Source organism: Methylophilaceae bacterium (genome assembly GCA_018398995.1).
Taxonomy (GTDB): Bacteria; Pseudomonadota; Gammaproteobacteria; order Burkholderiales; family Methylophilaceae.
In genome coordinates, this window is sequence record CP073759.1 from 1,166,909 (window position 1) to 1,184,904 (window position 17,996).

At 41.0% G+C, this 17,996-nt stretch carries 21 protein-coding genes, 2 tRNA genes and 1 pseudogene; 12 read left to right on the plus strand and 12 right to left on the minus strand.

The annotated features are described in order from the left end of the window. Nucleotides 1–14: 14 nt before the first annotated feature. The 3 genes from egtD to KFB94_06020 all read right to left on the minus strand — a co-directional run bounded on the left by egtD (nt 15) and on the right by KFB94_06020 (nt 2,797). On the minus strand, nt 15–995 hold the full coding sequence (gene egtD / locus KFB94_06010; protein QVL44866.1) for an L-histidine N(alpha)-methyltransferase: 981 nt from the start codon (nt 993–995) through the stop codon (nt 15–17). Then, complete coding sequence (egtB, locus tag KFB94_06015) at nt 992–2,218, minus strand: ergothioneine biosynthesis protein EgtB (GenBank protein QVL44867.1); 1,227 nt, start codon at nt 2,216–2,218, stop codon at nt 992–994. The genes egtD and egtB overlap by 4 nt, the downstream gene beginning before the upstream one ends. A 399-nt stretch (nt 2,219–2,617) precedes the next feature. After that, nucleotides 2,618–2,797 (minus strand): hypothetical protein, encoded by a 180-nt coding sequence (locus KFB94_06020; GenBank protein ID QVL44868.1) that lies wholly within the window; start codon nt 2,795–2,797, stop codon nt 2,618–2,620. 297 nt (nt 2,798–3,094) lie between these two features. Between KFB94_06020 and KFB94_06025 the strand changes: the two genes are divergently transcribed. Together KFB94_06025 and KFB94_06030 are read left to right on the plus strand one after the other, a co-directional pair. Continuing rightward, nucleotides 3,095–3,170, plus strand: a tRNA-Val gene (locus tag KFB94_06025). A 48-nt stretch (nt 3,171–3,218) separates the two neighbouring features. Further along, nucleotides 3,219–3,295: transfer RNA gene (locus tag KFB94_06030), tRNA-Asp, on the plus strand. Nucleotides 3,296–3,346: 51 nt separating this feature from the next. Here KFB94_06030 and KFB94_06035 read toward each other — a convergent pair. Together KFB94_06035 and KFB94_06040 are read right to left on the minus strand one after the other, a co-directional pair. Beyond that, nucleotides 3,347–3,499, minus strand: a complete 153-nt coding sequence (locus tag KFB94_06035) for a hypothetical protein (protein QVL44869.1) — start codon at nt 3,497–3,499, stop codon at nt 3,347–3,349. A gap of 281 nt (nt 3,500–3,780) precedes the next feature. Beyond that, nucleotides 3,781–3,939 carry a hypothetical protein gene (locus tag KFB94_06040; protein QVL44870.1) on the minus strand — a complete coding sequence of 53 codons (159 nt, stop codon included), beginning with the start codon at nt 3,937–3,939 and terminating at the stop codon, nt 3,781–3,783. 95 nt (nt 3,940–4,034) lie between these two features. On the opposite strand from KFB94_06040, the gene KFB94_06045 reads away from it, so the two are divergent. Beyond that, entirely contained in the window at nt 4,035–4,247 is a 213-nt protein-coding gene (locus KFB94_06045) for a DUF3820 family protein (protein QVL44871.1), read from the plus strand. A 2-nt stretch (nt 4,248–4,249) separates the two neighbouring features. On the opposite strand, the gene KFB94_06050 is transcribed toward KFB94_06045, so the two are convergent. Next, nucleotides 4,250–5,422 carry a cation:proton antiporter gene (locus KFB94_06050; protein ID QVL44872.1) on the minus strand — a complete coding sequence of 391 codons (1,173 nt, stop codon included), beginning with the start codon at nt 5,420–5,422 and terminating at the stop codon, nt 4,250–4,252. 621 nt (nt 5,423–6,043) lie between these two features. Here KFB94_06050 and KFB94_06055 point away from each other — a divergent pair. Beyond that, nucleotides 6,044–7,045 (plus strand): trypsin-like peptidase domain-containing protein, encoded by a 1,002-nt coding sequence (locus tag KFB94_06055; protein ID QVL44873.1) that lies wholly within the window; start codon nt 6,044–6,046, stop codon nt 7,043–7,045. A 4-nt stretch (nt 7,046–7,049) separates the two neighbouring features. Continuing rightward, nucleotides 7,050–7,487, plus strand: a complete 438-nt coding sequence (locus KFB94_06060) for a hypothetical protein (protein QVL44874.1) — start codon at nt 7,050–7,052, stop codon at nt 7,485–7,487. 115 nt (nt 7,488–7,602) lie between these two features. Here the strand turns inward: KFB94_06060 and KFB94_06065 are convergent. Next, nucleotides 7,603–8,085: pseudogene (locus KFB94_06065) on the minus strand (ANTAR domain-containing protein). Between the two features lie 445 nt (nt 8,086–8,530). On the opposite strand from KFB94_06065, the gene KFB94_06070 reads away from it, so the two are divergent. Next, nucleotides 8,531–9,460 carry a hypothetical protein gene (locus KFB94_06070; protein ID QVL44875.1) on the plus strand — a complete coding sequence of 310 codons (930 nt, stop codon included), beginning with the start codon at nt 8,531–8,533 and terminating at the stop codon, nt 9,458–9,460. Between the two features lie 18 nt (nt 9,461–9,478). Here the strand turns inward: KFB94_06070 and KFB94_06075 are convergent, their stop codons facing one another. From KFB94_06075 to KFB94_06085, 3 genes are read right to left on the minus strand one after another with little or no spacing between them, the layout of a single operon-like run. After that, nucleotides 9,479–9,982: a DUF1993 domain-containing protein gene (locus KFB94_06075; protein ID QVL44876.1), complete on the minus strand. Its 504-nt coding sequence runs from the start codon at nt 9,980–9,982 to the stop codon at nt 9,479–9,481. A 25-nt stretch (nt 9,983–10,007) separates the two neighbouring features. Next, entirely contained in the window at nt 10,008–10,349 is a 342-nt protein-coding gene (locus tag KFB94_06080) for a cupin domain-containing protein (GenBank protein ID QVL44877.1), read from the minus strand. 47 nt (nt 10,350–10,396) lie between these two features. Further along, on the minus strand, nt 10,397–11,632 hold the full coding sequence (locus KFB94_06085) for an MFS transporter (protein ID QVL44878.1): 1,236 nt from the start codon (nt 11,630–11,632) through the stop codon (nt 10,397–10,399). A gap of 221 nt (nt 11,633–11,853) precedes the next feature. Here KFB94_06085 and alkB point away from each other — a divergent pair, with 221 nt between their 5' ends. The 3 genes from alkB to KFB94_06100 all read left to right on the plus strand — a co-directional run bounded on the left by alkB (nt 11,854) and on the right by KFB94_06100 (nt 13,764). Next, entirely contained in the window at nt 11,854–12,504 is a 651-nt protein-coding gene (gene alkB / locus KFB94_06090; protein ID QVL44879.1) for a DNA oxidative demethylase AlkB, read from the plus strand. 27 nt (nt 12,505–12,531) lie between these two features. Beyond that, entirely contained in the window at nt 12,532–13,470 is a 939-nt protein-coding gene (locus KFB94_06095) for a threonylcarbamoyl-AMP synthase (protein ID QVL44880.1), read from the plus strand. A gap of 72 nt (nt 13,471–13,542) precedes the next feature. After that, on the plus strand, nt 13,543–13,764 hold the full coding sequence (locus tag KFB94_06100; GenBank protein QVL44881.1) for a hypothetical protein: 222 nt from the start codon (nt 13,543–13,545) through the stop codon (nt 13,762–13,764). On the opposite strand, the gene KFB94_06105 is transcribed toward KFB94_06100, so the two are convergent. Further along, nucleotides 13,761–14,699 carry a trypsin-like peptidase domain-containing protein gene (locus tag KFB94_06105; protein QVL44882.1) on the minus strand — a complete coding sequence of 313 codons (939 nt, stop codon included), beginning with the start codon at nt 14,697–14,699 and terminating at the stop codon, nt 13,761–13,763. The genes KFB94_06100 and KFB94_06105 overlap by 4 nt on opposite strands. 181 nt (nt 14,700–14,880) lie before the next feature. Between KFB94_06105 and KFB94_06110 the strand changes: the two genes are divergently transcribed. Together KFB94_06110 and gndA are read left to right on the plus strand one after the other, a co-directional pair. Beyond that, nucleotides 14,881–15,618: a dienelactone hydrolase family protein gene (locus KFB94_06110; GenBank protein ID QVL44883.1), complete on the plus strand. Its 738-nt coding sequence runs from the start codon at nt 14,881–14,883 to the stop codon at nt 15,616–15,618. Nucleotides 15,619–15,698: 80 nt separating this feature from the next. Beyond that, a complete protein-coding gene (gene gndA / locus KFB94_06115; protein QVL44884.1) occupies nt 15,699–17,219 on the plus strand; it encodes an NADP-dependent phosphogluconate dehydrogenase in 1,521 nt (506 codons plus the stop codon). 82 nt (nt 17,220–17,301) lie between these two features. Here gndA and KFB94_06120 read toward each other — a convergent pair whose 3' ends face one another. Further along, nucleotides 17,302–17,469 (minus strand): hypothetical protein, encoded by a 168-nt coding sequence (locus tag KFB94_06120; protein ID QVL44885.1) that lies wholly within the window; start codon nt 17,467–17,469, stop codon nt 17,302–17,304. 315 nt (nt 17,470–17,784) lie between these two features. Between KFB94_06120 and thiS the strand changes: the two genes are divergently transcribed. Beyond that, on the plus strand, nt 17,785–17,988 hold the full coding sequence (gene thiS / locus KFB94_06125; protein QVL44886.1) for a sulfur carrier protein ThiS: 204 nt from the start codon (nt 17,785–17,787) through the stop codon (nt 17,986–17,988). The last annotated feature ends 8 nt before the right edge of the window (nt 17,989–17,996 follow it).

Consider the following 17,996-nt stretch of genomic DNA (forward strand, 5'->3'; position numbering starts at 1 on the left):
GGCTACTCCAATTATCAGGTTACTTGCCATAATGCATCAATAAAATAATCTCTGCTATCAGAAAATAGTTGTGTGATTGTAAACCCGTTCTGCACCGCCAATTGGGTAATAGCTGCTGTAGAAAATTTATAAGAATATTCTAAGTGCATCGCTTCATGTTGAGTGAAATAAAAAGGTTTATCTGCTGCTTCTATGGTTACTATTTGATCGTCTAAAGAGATTAAATAGCTCTCCATCGCACCCAGCTTGGGGTTGTAAAAACCATAGTGTTCAAACGCAGATACATTAAAATCACCGCCCAGCTCACGATTAATGCGATTCAGTAAATTTAAATTAAATTGGCGGGTTAGTCCATCAGCGTCGTTATAGGCTTGATTCAGTACGTGCGTGTCTTTTTTTAAATCAAAACCAACTAAGACATAGTCGCCTGTATCTAGTGAATCTTGTAATTGGCTAAGGAAACTATCTATTTGGACTTTGTTAAAATTACCGATATTAGAGCCTAAAAATAGCACGAGCTTTTTATTGCTAGATATTTTTTTAAGATAATTAAGTCCATGAAAATAATCGGCAACCACACCATGGGTATGTAAACTTGGGTGCGTGCTAAGATTGTCATCCAGTAGCTGCATGGCTTTTTCAGAAATGTCGATGGGGTAAAAATTAACCTTGCAATCATGATTTAAAAAGCCATTTATAATTAATTCACTTTTATGACCATCTCCTGCGCCCAGCTCGATAATATCGAGTTCAGGTGCGTTGATGATTCCAGGCAAAAGATGGTTAATACTTTGCAGAATAGAAAATTCGGTGCTGGTTGGATAATAATCCGGATGTTGTGTAATTTTTTGGAATAATTCACTGCCAATATCATCATAAAAATATTTGGCAGAAATCGCTTTTTCTTGGGCACTGAGTCCTGCAATTACATCCGCAATAAATGTAGTTTGATGTAAGCTAGATTGGTCTGTTTCAATTAAGTTTGTAATCTTCAAATGGTATCCTTTGCTAGACGGATGCCTGAAAACATCCAGCGTTGGTGGGGTAAGTAAAAATTGCGATAGCTGTTTCGGTAATGATGCTTTGGCGTTACAACGCAACCACCACGTAAAACAAATTGGTTGCACATGAATTTGCCATTGTATTCGGTCAATAAGCCATCAAAGGCTTTGAATCTTGGATAAGCAGAGTACTGACTACTGGTCCAACACCATACTTGTTCTGCTGCATTGGCATCGGTAGGATGAAAAGTGGTTCCTAGCGTCGATTGGCGGCTAGTACTATTGAGATAGATTTCTAACTCTTGTTCTGTGGGTAACCTACAGCCCTTCCACTTAGCAAAAGCATCCGCCTCAAAATAGCTGATATGTACCAATGGTCGATGCATGTCTAAGCGCATTAAGCCATGCATGGTATATTCAAACCAATCGCCATCAATCCTAGACCAATATAAGGGCTGTGTTACTGTTGTTTGGTTCACCCAATCCCAGCCTTCGCTTAACCAATATGTTGCTTGCTGATAACCGCCGTCCTCTATAAAAGCTAAAAATTCACCATTAGTCACCAGACTTTGGCAGATAGAAAAAGGATAAAGATAATGTTTGTGACGCGGTCTTTCATTATCATACGAAAAGCCGTCATTGCCTTTTGGCTTATCGTAACCTATTTCAACTAAGCCTTCTTCTATATCAATCCAGGTGCTTTTGGGTGACGGCGCCGAAGGCAACCCTGATGCGGTATATTGGATTGGGAGCACATTGCTTGCAAAAATGCACTTAATATCCATGAATAACAGCTCTTGATGCTGTTGTTCATGATGCAAGCCTATTTCTAGCAGTGACGCCAGTGCATCAGTTATCTTTATTTCTGTTAATAAAGTCATGATTGCACCATCAACTTGCGTACGATAATCCATAATCTCAGCCACAGTTGGCCTTGATAAGTTGCCGCGCTCTGACTGCATTGTGTGCCCACCAATGGCTTTATAATAAGAATTAAATAACGCATTGTAGGCTGGGTTAACCCATTGATAATTAGGGTTAAATTTTTTTAAAATGACTGTTTCAAAAAACCACGTAGTATGCCCTAAATGCCACTTGGGTGGGCTGACTTCTGCGCTGGGCTGTACGACAAAATCCTCGGTTTCGATGGCACTACATATATCAAGTGTCGCCTGTCGTACTTGTTGGTAATTCTCTATTAATGTATTTCTGATCATTATTGGTTGTTTTAATGCAAGAGGGCGATGTATTTAATTACTTTAACATTGCTAGCTTGAAAGACAAATAATATAAGGCATATAAAGACAAGAGGGATGGTGGTAGGTTCCCAATATTGCCAAATACTATTACCACTTCATGATAGGTGGCGTTCCCAACCTCGCTAAGCACTGAAGTGCTAAGTCGGTTGTAAAAAAAAGAGCCTACTTGGGGGTAGGCTCAGGGGGAGGAGACAAAAAAATTAATCTTTGACTTTAACGGCTTAACATACTTTCAATACTGTCACTTTAAACGTTCCATTAACTTTGTTATGTACATGTTATTATCGACACTGTTATATTAATCTTTAGAAAAAAGCACAATATCGGGTTTAATTCATTAAAATGTCGTGGTTGATCTCAGCCCTTTTCTATATAAAGCTCCAAATCCACGGCCAGTTCTAGCGCTTCCATTTGATAAAATAATGCATCATCCCAGCTAACAAAATCTCGTGTTGCCATCAAGCGGTCATAGATATGCCTATATGCTTTATACAGTTGATCTTCTTGGTCGCTGAGTAATTCATTTGCTGCTGTCATGACGTTTTATCCTATATCAATGGTGTTATATCTACCTATTATTTCGGCGTCAATTGCACAATCTTTAGATAAAGTTGGTTAGCCGCTGTAGATGCATACTTTTATTCGGCAATTATCCACTAGCGTGGCTAAGGCATGATTCGTTTGTATTTAGAAATGCTTTTTTCAAGATATCCATCAACTTTGAACTGAATCCATTGATTTTGCGAAAAAATTTAAAAAAACCATATCTAATGGTGAATTACCACTTGGAAAAATTCTGAAATGACTGTATCATGCGCGGCTTGTTGTTGATTTGGGTGCTTAGCTCAGTTGGTAGAGCGTCGCCCTTACAAGGCGAATGTCAGCGGTTCGACCCCGTTAGCACCCACCATTCAACAATAAAAACTAAATTGTATTTTTGTTCGCATCAATACTTTTAGGAGCGGTAGTTCAGTTGGTTAGAATACCGGCCTGTCACGCCGGGGGTCGCGGGTTCGAGTCCCGTCCGCTCCGCCACTATTCAAAGGGTTGCAGCTTACAAGCTGTAACCCTTTTTCATTCTGGCAACTAGTGTGCTTGCTCTGTTGCTGCGGCTTCTACAAAGAAATAATGATCATCAAAAGAAAGATTCAGTAGTTCTGCTTCTTGTTGAGCTAATAAGAAACTATCAGCTTCAAATACTGGATGATTTTGTTCGTCTAATACCTGGTAAATTGTCATGCTGCACTCCTTAGCGTTAAGTCGATTCATACAGTCTTTCATCTACTTTTGAGTAAATTCTGCATCAAAAGTTTATTAAAATTAACAGCTTACATTTTATTAAACTATTTCATAGTAATACGGTTAATACTTAAAGTTATGTCTTAATACATTTTTTATTGTGCGACGTTAATCATTACAATTCTCCCCCAATACTGTGTCAATATAATGACACCCTGACGAATTTGCTTGCTGTTTAACGTGGCAAAATAGCCTTCTTTTTATCTATTTGCCATTGTTGTTTATATGCTTTCTATTTCTTCAATAATGTATGCGTCCGCTATTTGGACGTTTTCATCTTCTAATCGATTGAGTAAAGTAGTATCTAGGATAAGTAGATCCCAAAATCGTTGGTTTTCTTGTTTTAATGTTTCGCCAATATCCATTTGATTCATTTTCATATAACCTATGCTATGAATGTATATCGGCAGATCATTGGTTTTCTGAAGTGTCTTTGTACTTAAATAAATCATGATAGAAATGCCATCTAAGAAAAATGAATGCTGAAGATTTACAACAGTTAGTGACGACGGCAATGCCTTACGGTAAATACAAGGGTAGGCTAATAGCAGATTTACCAGGTCACTACCTCAATTGGTTTGCACGTGAGGGGTTTCCTCATAATGACCTAGGGCGGTTATTACAGTTGATGCATGAAATAGACCATAATGGTTTGTATGAACTACTCATGCCTTTACGCAAAGCTTAAGTTTAGTGCACAGGTGAGTTGTCTACATCCAGACTCAGTGGTTTTTTCAATACAAATGATGGCAGGATAGTCGTGATGGCAGCGTAGACGAGCAAGCCACCGAATAGCGTATCGCTGATGCCAAACTTTTCATGCAAAATCGTTGCGATAACCAATGTGAAAATGAGCGTTGGCGTGAGTGCGACTGCAACGTCGAAACTACTTTTTGTAGAATCTTGATTGACATAGAATCTTTGTATTGCGACAGAGCCAATTCTAAACGGTAATAAAACGGCTGTGAAAGCCAAGCCGGTCCATAATGATGCTAACTGAAATGCGCCGTATGGTACCGACATGCCACCATGAAAAAAATAAAAAGGTACAAAAAAGGAGGCAAATAATTGTACTGCACGCAAGTTATCATCGGAAGCAAGTGTGGGCATTCTTTCTCGTAATTGTCGTGCTGCAAAGCCTGTAAAGAAAGCCCCTACAAGATAGTAAACACCGATTTGTTTGGTGAGGTAAGCAGCGATAAGCCCAACCATAATCAGTAGGGAAAATTCGGAGCCTGGTGCAAATGGTATAACAATGCGACCAAGAAATATAAATAGCAATGGCAGACCAAAAGCAATGGCAATTAGCACTACTGAGGAGCTAGCAAGTTCGCTCGGTGAGTCTGATTTTAGAAAAATAAACAGTAATAATAGTGCGAGCAGCTCCCCTGCAATAGCTTTGCTTTTTACCCAAAACTTTTCATTTTCGTCTAAGTTTAATCCTGTTAGCGATTCCAGAATAAAACCAGTTGAGGGTGTAAGCAGGGCCAATGCAATCAGTCCAGAGACTTGCATTGAAAATTCGAAGTAATGAATGCCTATCCAAGTAAAGCCAAAAATACCAAGACATCGTAAAAATAGATGGTTAAGTAACGGCCAAAATCCTTTTTTGAGTTCTTGCAGATTGACTTCTAAACCAGCAAACAAAAATAATGAGGAGATGCCAAGCGCAGATAAAAAATCTAAGGTTTTATCATTGCTATAATCAGCAACTGTCAAAATGACAACCATGCCCAGCGCGAAGCAAGTCAGTGGTGCAGGAATATTGTATTTTTGTAATGCTCTGGGAAAAACAAGCAGCATAAAAACAATCGTTAAATACAGCACCTGAGAAGAGATTGCTGTAAGAGAAAAGTCTGCCATATCGTGCTTTTTAAATGAGATGCTCCATTATTGCATAAATTAAAAATTAACAATATTTCATGTATTGGACTTACTTTAATTTAATTATCAACATGCATCGATTTTTGCATCAATCAAATCCTTCTTTTCAACAAACCATATAGCAATCCTACTGATGCTCAATGCGGTTAGACATGTTTTTAGCCACTTTGATGACCAATCCGAAGCGGATGCTGTTGATACAGATATTGGGTCTAATGTAAATTTGCGAGCTGCCAATTAATAGGCGCTAATGCAAAGTGTGACGCCAGACGTACATACTTTTTTTACAGAAATGAATAGCATCGTCATAGCCAGTGACTAAAACAAATATTCAATTAATTGACCAATAAACTTTGTAATAAGGACGCATTGATAAACGCCGCACCATTTAGGTGCATTGTATGGCTGTTTGTTGCTATGTTGTTGAATCATGCTAAAGCGCTATGCTTCATGTCAGGTTGCTAGCCATTTTAACCAGTTGTTATGGTTAGTCTTTTTGATAAAAATCTCAAGTAAGACGTATTGCTATTGGTTTGGCACGTCACTTGCTTTAAGTAAACCAGCGTTGTTAAGTTTTTGATCGTTTGCTTGGAGGCTACCATGAAAAAGCTGTTCGTTTTATTGTATCTGAATGTGATTACTTCAGCACAAGCATTACCCACTGATGAACTGATACAAAAAGTCACTCAGCATGTTGTGAAGATACATGTCTCACTATCTAACGGAAACAATGGGACTGGCTCTGGGGTGGTGGTAGCAAAAGATCGTGTAGTAACCAACTGCCATGTGATTGCAAATGCAACAAGTATCAGTGTTAGAGCAAACGGAGAAACCTATCAAGTGAGTGGTATTGTGCCGGATTGGCGCCATGATCTTTGCTTGGTTGAAGTGGCACAGATGGCAGCACCAATTGCAACAATTGGCTCAAGTAAACACTTGCAATATGAACAAGCAGTGTTTGCCATTGGTTATCCAAATTTTTCACCCGCACCATCCAGTACTGCAGGACATATTAAAGGTTTGTTCTCAATGGATGACAGTGTCATTATTAGAGCAAGTAGTGCTTTTAGATTAGGAGCAAGTGGCGGCGGTGTGTTTGACGACGCAGGCAATTTAGTTGGTGTAATAACATTAAAAAGTCCAGGCAGGCAGGCATATTATTACAATATGCCAGTTGAATGGGTGCAAGCACTCATGGATAAGCCAGTATTAGCGCTTAATACACAAGCGGAACCAGCATTTTGGGCGCTACCAGCCAATCAATGGCCGTTTTTTATGCAAGTTGTACACCCTTATTTAAATAAAAATTGGACTTCATTATTATCAATTGCAACTAAATGGACCATTGCAGAGCCTAATAACAATGAAGCTTTGTTTTATCTTGCGGTCGCAGAATATGCTATCCATGACACAGTTAATGCAGAAACGCATTTACGACAAGTCACTGCGGCAAATGCGCAACATAGCCAAGCTATTTATTATCTTGCATTAATTGCGGAAGAAACAGGTAGACATATGGAAGCATTAACCAATATTGCATTATTGACCCAGTTAGATACTGAAGCTGCAGCCAAGCTAGAATCTGCCATTTATATTAAATAACCATATGCTGGTTTCAAAAAAAACACTAGTGTTAGTGATCGTATTGGCTGGTCTACCTGCTTTTTTTGGCGCCTGCACACAACAAGAAACGGAAGTGCCAGTGCAAATAGATACGGTATTGCAAACAGCGATTGAGCAATGCGGTGATATTACAGAAAGAGCTGCAGCTGATTTGGTTGCAATAGTCGAATTTCAACGACTAGAAATTATCGGTCGAAAAGCACGCGTTTTTAAAATGTGCATGCAAGATCATGGCTTTATTGAAAATCCAGTTTGGTTAAATTACAGTCAATCTGTTGCCCAAAAACTAGCCGAAAAAAATCATATTTCTGTGAATGAGGCACTAGAAAACCTAAGGCGCGCCAATATGATATTACCAATGGGAGAAGGCGATAGACCAAACTATTGGTTGAAAAATGGGGAAGCTACGCCCAACTCTTAAGCTTAGAACTTACAGCGCTGATTGATATAGCTAACTGAAAGCATCATCACTAAGCTAACGACAATAAATGTCTTGTTTGTATGGATATCGTTATCTGATTTATTTGTAATGACTGCTAAATCGTTAACATTTTTGCTGCATCGATAAGTTGGCTTGATAACTCAGCCAACTTCATATTCTTTTTGATCGCCATGCTGCGTAGCATGCTATAAGCCTCATCTTCATTGAGATTACGTTGTCGCATTAACATGTCTTTTGCACGCTCAACAACTTTTCGTTCATCCAACTTTTCATTCGCTAGCTTTAGCTCTTGTGTAAGTGGTTTCGTTTCTTCAAATCTTGCAATTGCCGCTTCTATCACTGGGGTTAACCTTTCGCTCGAAATCGTTCCTACTACATATGCACTCCCTCCCGCTTTAGTGGCCGCTTTAACGACTTCTTTATCACCATCTTGTAAATCATCACAACTGGTTTTGTATTATGTTGCGTTCTATCAAATAGTATCTAATACCGCCTAGCTTGGAGCTTGGGTATAGATAATCAGAATATCGAGTTCTTACTCTCAACATAGTGCCACTCAATTGATTCTGTTACACAATTACTAAGCAAATGACGTGCCAGAACAAAAAAATGTTCTGAGCACGATGGATAAGTGTTGAGAATCGTTTGTATCGCCAGCAAGCTGAGACCAACAGGGGCTCTAATTGCACAACATGAGTGCACATGCACCATGGAAGCGGATAACGACGAGAAAGATGCATGAGCATGCGCGTCTCTTTTAGAATATGATAAGCATGTCAAAAAAGCAGGCTTTAGTGCGTCTATATTTGCTGGGCTCAATATTGACTAATATTGCTAACGTAGTGTTAGCAAGGAGCTATGCCAATTGGCATTTCAATTTTGCAAAAAGAAACAGACTGGCCAGTCAATTCACTATGTTAGACTGCATTTTTACTATGAGTCGTTGTCCAAAATCAATGACGATTAACTCTTTGAATCAATATCACGGTAGGAAAAGCTTTAGGTAAGACTGTTAAATGCGCATGATAAAAACACCCCCTAATTCTAACGAGATTTGGTCATTGCCGGTTCGCAACGCTGATGTGTTGACATTGCGGGTTAATCGCAATATCGTGTTGACCTTGTTGATATCCATTCTGATTCATCTTTCTATGCTATGGATTTTTGCGCCTAAGTTGTTTTCTATAGGCACCCCAACGGCGGATGCGCCCCCATTAGAAATTACATTAGGGCCTCCACAAAAAGAACAAGTAGCACCAAGTGAGGCGGTTGAGCCGTCACCAGAGGTGATTCAACAAGTGCCGCTGGCACCTGCCAAGAAGACGCCAGCAAACCGCGCACCGCCTCAGCCAGCCCAACCAGCAGCGCCGGCTGTTAGTTTGGTTGAGCAATCTGATTTGTTTATTCCAAAAGAGAAAAAACTGAATAAAAAAATCCCCCAATTCCAACCGCCGGAAACACCCATTACCCCTTTGCCAGGCGAGGATATGCAAGCGTATATTAAAAGACAGCAGCAGGCTAAATTGGCAAAAGAGGGGCTATCAGAGCAGGATGTTGAGGCGGTAATTGCCAGTAATAATCCACAGAGCGAGGGTGATAAACGAGATGCGAAAATTAAAGAAAATCTGAATCTAGACGGGAAAAATGGCATCTTCGAGATTCGTTATTTAGGTCTTCGCAGCGCGCAGTTTAGTTTTAAGGGTTGGAAAAATAATATTAATACCGCACGCTTAGAAGTGTTTGATGTGTCTGCATCAGATGGTACGGAAATTAAGCGCGCAGTCATTAGAAAAATGATAGAAATTATTCGCCGTGATTATCAAGGTGATTTTAATTGGGAGTCGCATCGTTTGCGGCGTGTCATTACCCTTTCAGCAAGAGCAGAAGATACGGAGGCACTTGAAGCCTTTATGTTGCAAGAGTTTTTTGGGCCTGGAACACAAATTCGTTAATGATTGAGTGTCGGTGATTTATTTTGGCCCTAAGAAGTCACGTTTGCCAAGCTCGACACCATGATGGCGAAGCAAGTTATAGGTAGTGGTAACATGAAAATAAACATTGGGTTGTACCCAGCGTAATAGATAGTCTAGCCCAACAAATTCCCGTTTAGCATCACGCACCATCAATTCGATATGACGTGTTTCTGCACCATCTAATTGTTGCGGCTCAATACTTTCCAAAAAAGCAATGGTTTTGAGTAAACGCTGCTCTAGTGCTGCAAATGTCGTTTCATCATCTGCATACTGAGGCACAGGCATCCCTGCCAAACGTGCGCCTGCACCTTTGCTCATATCCGTTGCAATTTGCACTTGCCTGATTAATGGATACATGTCGGGTGCCAATCTTGCATTCAGTAATTCAGCATGATTAATATTGCGCGCATCTGCAAATCGCCTGCCTGTTTTGAGAATATGCAAACAATTGTTTAACGCCAGGATGAGTGGTGGAATACTAATGTCATACATATGTGCCATTTGAATGTGCCTTGTAGTGCGTTGATTACTGACAAAACTTTGCTTTGATGCGTAAAAACGTTTGCGTGAAAAGATTGCCATCTAGCTTGTAATGCTTGTGCAATGGCTGTTTAACCTCCCATTTTGCTGAAAGGCCAGCCGGAAACGTGACCAAATCACCAGCACCAAACGTAACGGGTGTTCCGCTATTGCCTTGGTGATCTAGCGGCGTAATCACACACGCACCAGCAATAATATAAGCAATTTCTTGCTCTGGAAAATACCAGTCAAAAACTGAAACTTCTTTTTCCCATGTTGGCCATTTTTTGACATTCAGCTGATCTAACTCAGCTTGCGATGGTTTATTTTTAACAGTGATTTGATGCATAATTTTCCAGTAAGCGTTACGGTTATAAAACATTGATTCTATCGTATTTAGTGGAGTTGCTGTAATTCTAACTGCCGTAGTTTGGGTGCTTTTTTAGCGGTAACAGCCACAACGCCTAACGTCATCAAGCCACCAAATATCACAGAAGGTATCAAGCCCATCAACCGCGCCATCACACCAGATTCGAAGGCGCCTAATTCGTTAGATGAGCCAATAAAAATACCATTAATGGCGGACACTCTACCGCGCATGCTATCGGGTGTCGCCAGTTGCATAATGGTACTGCGTAAAATGACCGAAACACCATCTAATGCCCCTGCTGCAGCTAAAATGATGGTCGATAACCAAAAAGAAGTGCTAAGTGCAAACGCAATCATGCACAGACCAAAGCCGGCGACCGCCGATAGCAACCATCGTCCAGCATGTAAATTAATCGGATTTTTAGTTAACCATAACCCTGTTAAGATGGCGCCAACCGCTGGCGCTGCCCGTAACATACCCAAACCTTCAGGACCCATTTGATAAATGTCATGTACAAAAGCGGGTAATAACGCCACCGCACCACCAAACAAAACTGCAAACATATCTAATAATTGCGCACCAAGTAAGATTTGGTTTCCCCAGACAAACCGCAAGCCTTCAGCAATACTCTTAAAAACAGGGTGGGCGTTTTTTGCTAAAGGCTCTGTAACAGAGAGCCGAAATAACGCAATGATTGCGCCCGCACAAAGCATTGCAGCTAAGCTATAAGCCGCAGTCTTATTGACAAAACCAACCAATAAGCCGCCAATGGCAGGACCAACAATTAAGCCAAGTTGGAACATGGCGCTACCAATGCTAGCGCCACGTGCAAAGGTTGCGCGCGGCACAATAATGGCAAATAAAGTATTGTAGCTTGGCGCAATAAATGCACGTGCAAAGCCAGTTAAGGCAACCGAGGCGTAAATCCAAAAAGTAACATTGCCACTAATGATGCCTTTTGAAACAATAGCAAGGGTTAACGCACTTAAGCATAATAATGCTGCGGCTAAAATGCCAAATAATCGGCGTGAATAATAATGATCAACAGCATGTCCAGCAAACAAAGCGCTGGAAAAATAAGGCACCACTTCTGCCAGGCCGATTAATCCCAATGCTAATGGGTCGTGTGTGATTTCATAAATATGCCAGCCTGCAACAACTGCCATGATTTGATAAGCCAATACCATTTGTACGCGAAATGCGAGCAACTTCGGAAAGGCATATTGATGGTTGCTAAAAAGTTGATTAATAGAAAGCAGCATGCGCGGATTATAAATTTAAATCTATCAAGTGAGTGTAACTAATTGTTGCTAGCGTTAAGACCATCACGGGCGTTGTAATTGTGTACAATGATTTGGTTAGCACAGTGAATAAGGTAGTAAGTATGCGCAAGCATATGGATGAGCCGTCGTTGACCTAGTGTGACTCTGCCGATATAGATTAGGCGTGCTAACCCCAATTGAAAAATAGCTTAAAGATAGCCATGACAACAGATTTATTTTCGGAACAAATGGAGTCGAAAGTTGCGCTTGCCGATGGTGCTTATTGGTTGCGTGGTTTTGCCTTGGCAGAAGCCAATGCCCTTTGTGCGCTACTGCTAGCGCATTTTAAAACACATCCACCGCAACAGATGATGACACCGATGGGTTACAAGATGTCGGTGCATACCACCAGTTTTGGCGCATTTGGTTGGGTTGCAACAAAGCAAGGTTATGGTTATGCAACTAAAGATTTGCATTCGAATCAGTCTTGGCCAGCAATGCCAGATTTGTTGCTAGATTTGGCGAAGCGCGCTGGTGAACAAGCAGGCTATGCTGATTTCATGCCTGATAGTTGCTTAGTGAATGTGTATGGCATTGGCGACAAAATGGGGTTGCACCAAGATAAAGATGAGGCTGATTTTAGTCATCCAATTGTGTCGGTTTCATTAGGGCTACCAGTAACATTTCAATTTGGTGGGCTAACACGAACGACAAAAACCTTGAAAATACCCCTTATTCATGGCGATGTCGTTGTTTGGGGAGCAAGTAGTCGACTATATTATCATGGGGTGCTGCCATTAAAAGCCGCTACTCATCCGTTATTAGGCCGCAGACGGATTAACTTAACTTTTCGTAAAGCAGGTAAAATGTGATTTTTAGTTTTTATTTAAACAAATCGCATGCAAGTTAATTTGGCTGAGGCCGTTGCTTTACTCAAGCGTGGCCATGTGGTGGCAATGCCGACCGAGACCGTTTATGGCCTCGCTGCTGATGCGCGTAACGAAGACGCCTTACGTGAGATTTATCGGATTAAACAGCGCCCTGCCGATAACCCTTTAATTGTGCATATTGGTTCAAGTGATCAAGTGCTTGATTGGGCAGAAACGTTCCCTCCATTGGCGCAACAGTTGGCCAATGCATTTTGGCCTGGGCCACTGACGTTGGTATTACCAGCAAAATCAACGGTTTCTATGATTGTACGTGCTGGCGAGCCAACCGTTGCTTTGCGTGTGCCTGCGCATCCAATTGCACAAGCGCTTTTACAACAAACGGGTTTAGGTTTAGCCGCCCCGTCAGCCAATAAATACACGCAATTAAGCCCAACAACAGCCAAGCATGTGGCGGATGGCTTAGGTGAGCATATCCCCTTGCTAGATGGCGGTGCTTGTTTAGTGGGTATCGAGTCTACTATCGTTGCAGTAGATGGTAATCAGTGGCAATTATTACGTTTAGGGATGATTACCGAAATGGACATAGTATCTGTCGCCGGCGTAAAAGCGACACCAAAGCCTATATTGCCGAAGGCGCCGGGACAGCATTTGTTACACTATTCGCCACAAACGCCAATAGAATTGTTTATTTCTAGAGCAGCGTTAATGCAAGCGGCTCTTCTTGAAAAGCATTGTGCCGCACTGCTATTGGGCGAAGGTGAAATCCCCAATGCCAAAACCTTTAATGTGCCGAATAACCCTATTGAAATGGCAGAAAAGTTATATGACGTTTTGCATCAAATGGATGCCTTAAAAGTAGCGAAGTTATTGATAGAAAGCCCACCAATATCGCCAGAATGGTTGGCGATTCACGATCGTTTAAGTCGTGCTTCACATAAAACGCAGTAAAAACTGCTTGTCATCAACGACAAAAGCGAGTATTTTCGGTAGCACTCAGTCGTGTACGCTTGGAGTGCTTAAATGGATAATAAGTATGGTTTGGGAAGTACAAAAGTGGCACAAGTGCATCATGATGCACATCACAAAGAAGCACCAGCATTACATCCTACAACATGTAAGTTTTGTGGCAGTAAAGAGTTAACATTAAGCCCCACTATGCATGATCATCTTTGTCACGCATGTGGAGAATGGCAAAATGACGTGCCGCAGGGCTATTCTACAGGTCGTAGCAGTGATTATTAAAAATGGTCGTTACAGGCCAATGTGACCTCTTCAGTGCATGCTAAGCCAATCATCGCTGCCGGATGTTTTGGATGTATTACTAACGCCTGCTCGAAGTATTGTTTGGCTTTTGTTAGGTGATGCATTTTTTCTTCTGCAATGCCTGCGTAGTATAAAGCTTCTGCTGAAGTAGGCTCGCTTTGCAACCAAAGTTGGGCAATGTCGTGCACTTCATCCCATTTTTCGTTTTTAAAAGGCTGTACAACCCGCATAAAGAAAGGGCGTTGCGCTTCTGGTGCATCCCAAAATGGCAAGATATCTGTTTCCATTGAGGTGATATCAGGCTGTTTTAATAATGTCTTTATCCATTTAACAGGAATATTGTAATAATAAGCGTGCTTGCCAGGACTTTTAAATGTGCTAATGGCAAGTAGCTTACCATCGACATCAAATATCGGGCTGCCACTTGCGCCCATCACAAAAGAGGCGTCGGTACGAATGATGTGACTATCATCAAATGGATAAATTGCCTTAATTTTGCCTTCGGTATATTGTGGTTTTGGTGGCCCGCCTGGAAAGCCAATAGAAAAAACATCCTGTTCATATTGTAAGTGTTCAGAGTCACCAAGTTCAACCGGTGTCAAATCGGCATATTGAAAACGTAAAATGCACAAATCATGCTTCCAGTCAGCTTTAAGCGCAACGGGCGTGTGCGTATTGCCATATTTAGTGATGCTAACACCAGTGCTATTGGCCAATACATGGCAATTGGTGGCGATTAAGTCTGGGCTAATCGCAACACCAGTGCCAACTCCATATCCCCCTGTTTTAGTGCCAACATGCACTTTCACAACAGATGCTTTGAGTTTAAAACTCAACTCATTGCGTGGTTCGGCAAGCAGGTGGCCATGTATAAAAATCAATAAGAAAAAGGCAATAAAGTGATGTATCTTCATGGTCTCGAAATAGTCTCGAATTAACAAAAGTAAATGCTTAATGACCTCAGTAAATCAATTTTTACATCCTATCGATATACTTAAGCACAGCAAATAATTTAACAAAATTATACCAATGGGGGTGAAACAGACAATAAAGCCTTGTAGAATAGACAACTAATGGATAAATGAAGTCAAAACTATGTTAATACAATCAGAAATTGTCGATTTAAATACCCCAACTGGCATCATGCGAACCTATATCCATAGACCAACACATAATAAAAAAGTGCCAGCGATTTTGTTTTATTCAGAAATCTTTCATCAGACTGGTCCCATAGAGCGTGCTGCCAAAATGATGGCAGGTCAAGGATATGCCGTGCTTGTGCCTGAGGTATTTCATGAATTAAACCCGATTGGCACTGTTTTGGGTTATGACGATGCTGGTCGTGACAAAGGTAATGCTGATAAATCAGCCAAAGATGTACAGGGTTACGACACTGATAATCGTGCGATGATTGAATTTTTAAATACGCAAAGTTGGTATGACGGTTATTTGGGTGCAATGGGCTTTTGTATCGGTGGCCATTTGGCTTTTCGCGCCGCTCTGCAGCCAGAAGTAAAAGCAACAGCCTGCTTTTATGCGACTGATTTGCATACTAATATTATTCCAAACAAACCAAATCAACATAGCATGGATCGCTTAGGAGATATCAAAGGCGAACTGATGATGATTTGGGGCAAACAAGATAACCATATTCCTACAGCTGGACGTATGATGGTCTACCAAAAACTAACCGATGCTAACTTGTCCTTTTCATGGCATGAGTTTAATGGGCAGCATGCGTTTATGCGCGATGAAGGCGAACGTTATGACCCTCAATTAGCAGCAACAGGCTATCAGTTAGCCACACAAATGTTTTGTAACACACTAAAGTAGTAAACATCGCAAGCTTGCGCCACAAGCAATAGCTTAATTATTAATTTAAATTATCAATTTAAAGAAAGAGTATTGGAAAAATGACCACAAAAAACGCTGATATTGGCCTGATTGGCCTTGCCGTAATGGGGCAAAACCTCGTATTGAATATGGCAGATCATGGGTATAACGTAGCTGTCTATAACCGAAGTACCGATAAAATGAAAGAGTTTATCGAGTATTGCAAAAAAAATGAACCATCACATGCTAATGTAATTGGACACGCGGACTTAGCTACGTTTGTACTCAGCATTAAACGCCCTCGTAAAATTGTTCTCCTTGTTAAAGCAGGTACGGCAACTGATTTAACAATTAACGCATTACTACCGTTCTTGGAAAAAGGCGACATCATCATTGATGGTGGTAATGCATTATGGACAGATACCATTCGTCGCGAAAAAGAGCTCAGAGCAAAAGATATCGAATTTATCGGCTCAGGTGTATCTGGTGGTGAAACAGGGGCGCGGTTTGGTCCTTCATTAATGCCATCTGGCACGCGCCAGGCTTGGGCTTCGCTAGAGCCAATTTGGACAGCCATTGCAGCGAAAGTTGACCCTGCAACGGGTCAGCCACTAGAAGGTGGAGAACCAGGCAAGCCTGTGGTTGGCGGTTTCTCTTGTGCTGAATACATTGGCCCTGATGGTTCAGGACACTATGTAAAAATGGTGCATAACGGTATTGAATATATTGATATGCAACTGATTTGTGAAGCTTACTGGCTCATGAAACACTTACTAGGTATGAAGTCTGATGAGATTGGTAAAGTGTTTGAAGAGTGGAATAAAGGTGAGTTGTCTAGCTTCTTAATTGAGATTACCGCAGATATCTTGCAGCAAAAAGATCCAATGTCTAAAGAGTTTTTAGTAGACATGATTCTCGATACGGCAGGTCAAAAAGGAACAGGCCAATGGACAGCAGCGAACGCACTTGAGTTGGGTGCGCCGGCGAATGCGATTGCTGCGGCTGTTTATGCGCGTGCACTTTCAAGCGTGAAGGAAGAGCGTGTTGCTGCAAGTAAGATTCTAAAAGGACCTAAAGTAACAGCAATTCCAGATTCTGAGAAAAAAGCAACAATCGAAGCGATTAAAAACGCGCTTTATTGTTCAAAAATCTGTGCTTATGCCCAAGGTTTCCAACTAATTGATAAAGCACAAGTGGCTTATAACTGGAAACTTAATTTTGGTGAGATTTCTCAAATTTGGCGTGGTGGTTGTATCATTCGCGCACGTTTCTTGCAAAAAATTACTGATGCTTATTCACTTAATTCACGTCTGAAAAACTTGATGTTAGACCCATATTTCACTGAAGAGATGAACAAAGGACAAGAAGGTTGGCGTAAAGTGATTGCATTGGCTGTGACCAATGGCATCCCCGCACAAGGTTTTGCAGCTGCTTTGGCGTATTATGATGGTTATCGTAGTGCAGATTTACCAGCAAACTTGTTGCAAGGTCAACGTGATTACTTTGGTGCGCATACTTATGAGCGCAAAGATAGACCGCGCGGTGAGTTCTTCCACTTAGATTGGCCAGAGCCGGGTCGTCCGCAGATTGCTATTGATTAATCAACGGTAATTTGCACTTACTAGAAGAGAGGGTGACTAAGGTCATCCTCTTTTTTTATACTTTTTTATTTTTACGTGCGTATTAAACGCAATCGCAACTTGCTTCTACATAACGATGGAACTGATTAGTTTCTTTTAGTTTCAGCAGGCGCTTATCTTCTGAGTTGTTTAGTTCTTTGGCTTTTTGCTCAATCGTCTCTTTATCTGACGATGTTTTGTTGCTATCTGCATGGTTAACAGCTTGATTCATGGTGCTTTTTCCTTTTGGGAGTTAAATGTACTGAAATTTTGTTTCGGTACATGGGTTTATATATACTTCTACGTCTGCAATAACGTTGAGTGCAATCTAGCAAGATAGTTCGTATTTGTGAACAGTCATCGTAAACAAATCATTAAAATCATTAGGTTTTATGCATTGATATTCAAATTTGTTGCGAAATTGAAACAAATGCCCATCGCGTTTCATCACGCTTGGTGTTAACGTTTTTAACAGAATGTGATTGAATGCTAGTTATAATAGATTCGTGATGTGAACAATTGATGATGCGGGAGTGTCTTTTTTAATATGCAGATAATGGTGAATGGAGCTGTTAAACATTTTGATGTGGGTCAGTTGACGGTTGCTCAGCTACTCAGTGAATTACGGTTTACAGGAAAACGGATTGCAGTTGAGTGTAATGGTGAAATTGTACCGAAAAGCCAATATGCGCAAGCCATGGTGCAAGATGGCGATACGTTAGAGGTAGTTGGCGCAGTTGGTGGTGGTTAAAATAAAAC

Excerpts from the sequence above, each read along its gene's own strand:
- KFB94_06070 (QVL44875.1), top strand. The coding sequence starts at position 8,531 with ATGATAAAAACACCCCCTAATTCTAACGAGATTTGGTCATTGCCGGTT.
- KFB94_06060 (QVL44874.1), top strand. The coding sequence starts at position 7,050 with ATGCTGGTTTCAAAAAAAACACTAGTGTTAGTGATCGTATTGGCTGGT.
- KFB94_06050 (QVL44872.1), bottom strand. The coding sequence starts at position 5,422 with ATGGCAGACTTTTCTCTTACAGCAATCTCTTCTCAGGTGCTGTATTTA.
- KFB94_06120 (QVL44885.1), bottom strand. The coding sequence starts at position 17,469 with ATGAATCAAGCTGTTAACCATGCAGATAGCAACAAAACATCGTCAGAT.
- KFB94_06075 (QVL44876.1), bottom strand. The coding sequence starts at position 9,982 with ATGGCACATATGTATGACATTAGTATTCCACCACTCATCCTGGCGTTA.
- KFB94_06040 (QVL44870.1), bottom strand. The coding sequence starts at position 3,939 with ATGAAAATGAATCAAATGGATATTGGCGAAACATTAAAACAAGAAAAC.
- KFB94_06035 (QVL44869.1), bottom strand. The coding sequence starts at position 3,499 with ATGACAATTTACCAGGTATTAGACGAACAAAATCATCCAGTATTTGAA.
- KFB94_06020 (QVL44868.1), bottom strand. The coding sequence starts at position 2,797 with ATGACAGCAGCAAATGAATTACTCAGCGACCAAGAAGATCAACTGTAT.
- gndA (QVL44884.1), top strand. The coding sequence starts at position 15,699 with ATGACCACAAAAAACGCTGATATTGGCCTGATTGGCCTTGCCGTAATG.
- KFB94_06100 (QVL44881.1), top strand. The coding sequence starts at position 13,543 with ATGGATAATAAGTATGGTTTGGGAAGTACAAAAGTGGCACAAGTGCAT.
- KFB94_06085 (QVL44878.1), bottom strand. The coding sequence starts at position 11,632 with ATGCTGCTTTCTATTAATCAACTTTTTAGCAACCATCAATATGCCTTT.
- KFB94_06055 (QVL44873.1), top strand. The coding sequence starts at position 6,044 with ATGAAAAAGCTGTTCGTTTTATTGTATCTGAATGTGATTACTTCAGCA.
- egtB (QVL44867.1), bottom strand. The coding sequence starts at position 2,218 with ATGATCAGAAATACATTAATAGAGAATTACCAACAAGTACGACAGGCG.
- thiS (QVL44886.1), top strand. The coding sequence starts at position 17,785 with ATGCAGATAATGGTGAATGGAGCTGTTAAACATTTTGATGTGGGTCAG.
- alkB (QVL44879.1), top strand. The coding sequence starts at position 11,854 with ATGACAACAGATTTATTTTCGGAACAAATGGAGTCGAAAGTTGCGCTT.
- KFB94_06080 (QVL44877.1), bottom strand. The coding sequence starts at position 10,349 with ATGCATCAAATCACTGTTAAAAATAAACCATCGCAAGCTGAGTTAGAT.
- KFB94_06105 (QVL44882.1), bottom strand. The coding sequence starts at position 14,699 with ATGAAGATACATCACTTTATTGCCTTTTTCTTATTGATTTTTATACAT.
- KFB94_06110 (QVL44883.1), top strand. The coding sequence starts at position 14,881 with ATGTTAATACAATCAGAAATTGTCGATTTAAATACCCCAACTGGCATC.
- KFB94_06045 (QVL44871.1), top strand. The coding sequence starts at position 4,035 with ATGAATGCTGAAGATTTACAACAGTTAGTGACGACGGCAATGCCTTAC.
- KFB94_06095 (QVL44880.1), top strand. The coding sequence starts at position 12,532 with ATGCAAGTTAATTTGGCTGAGGCCGTTGCTTTACTCAAGCGTGGCCAT.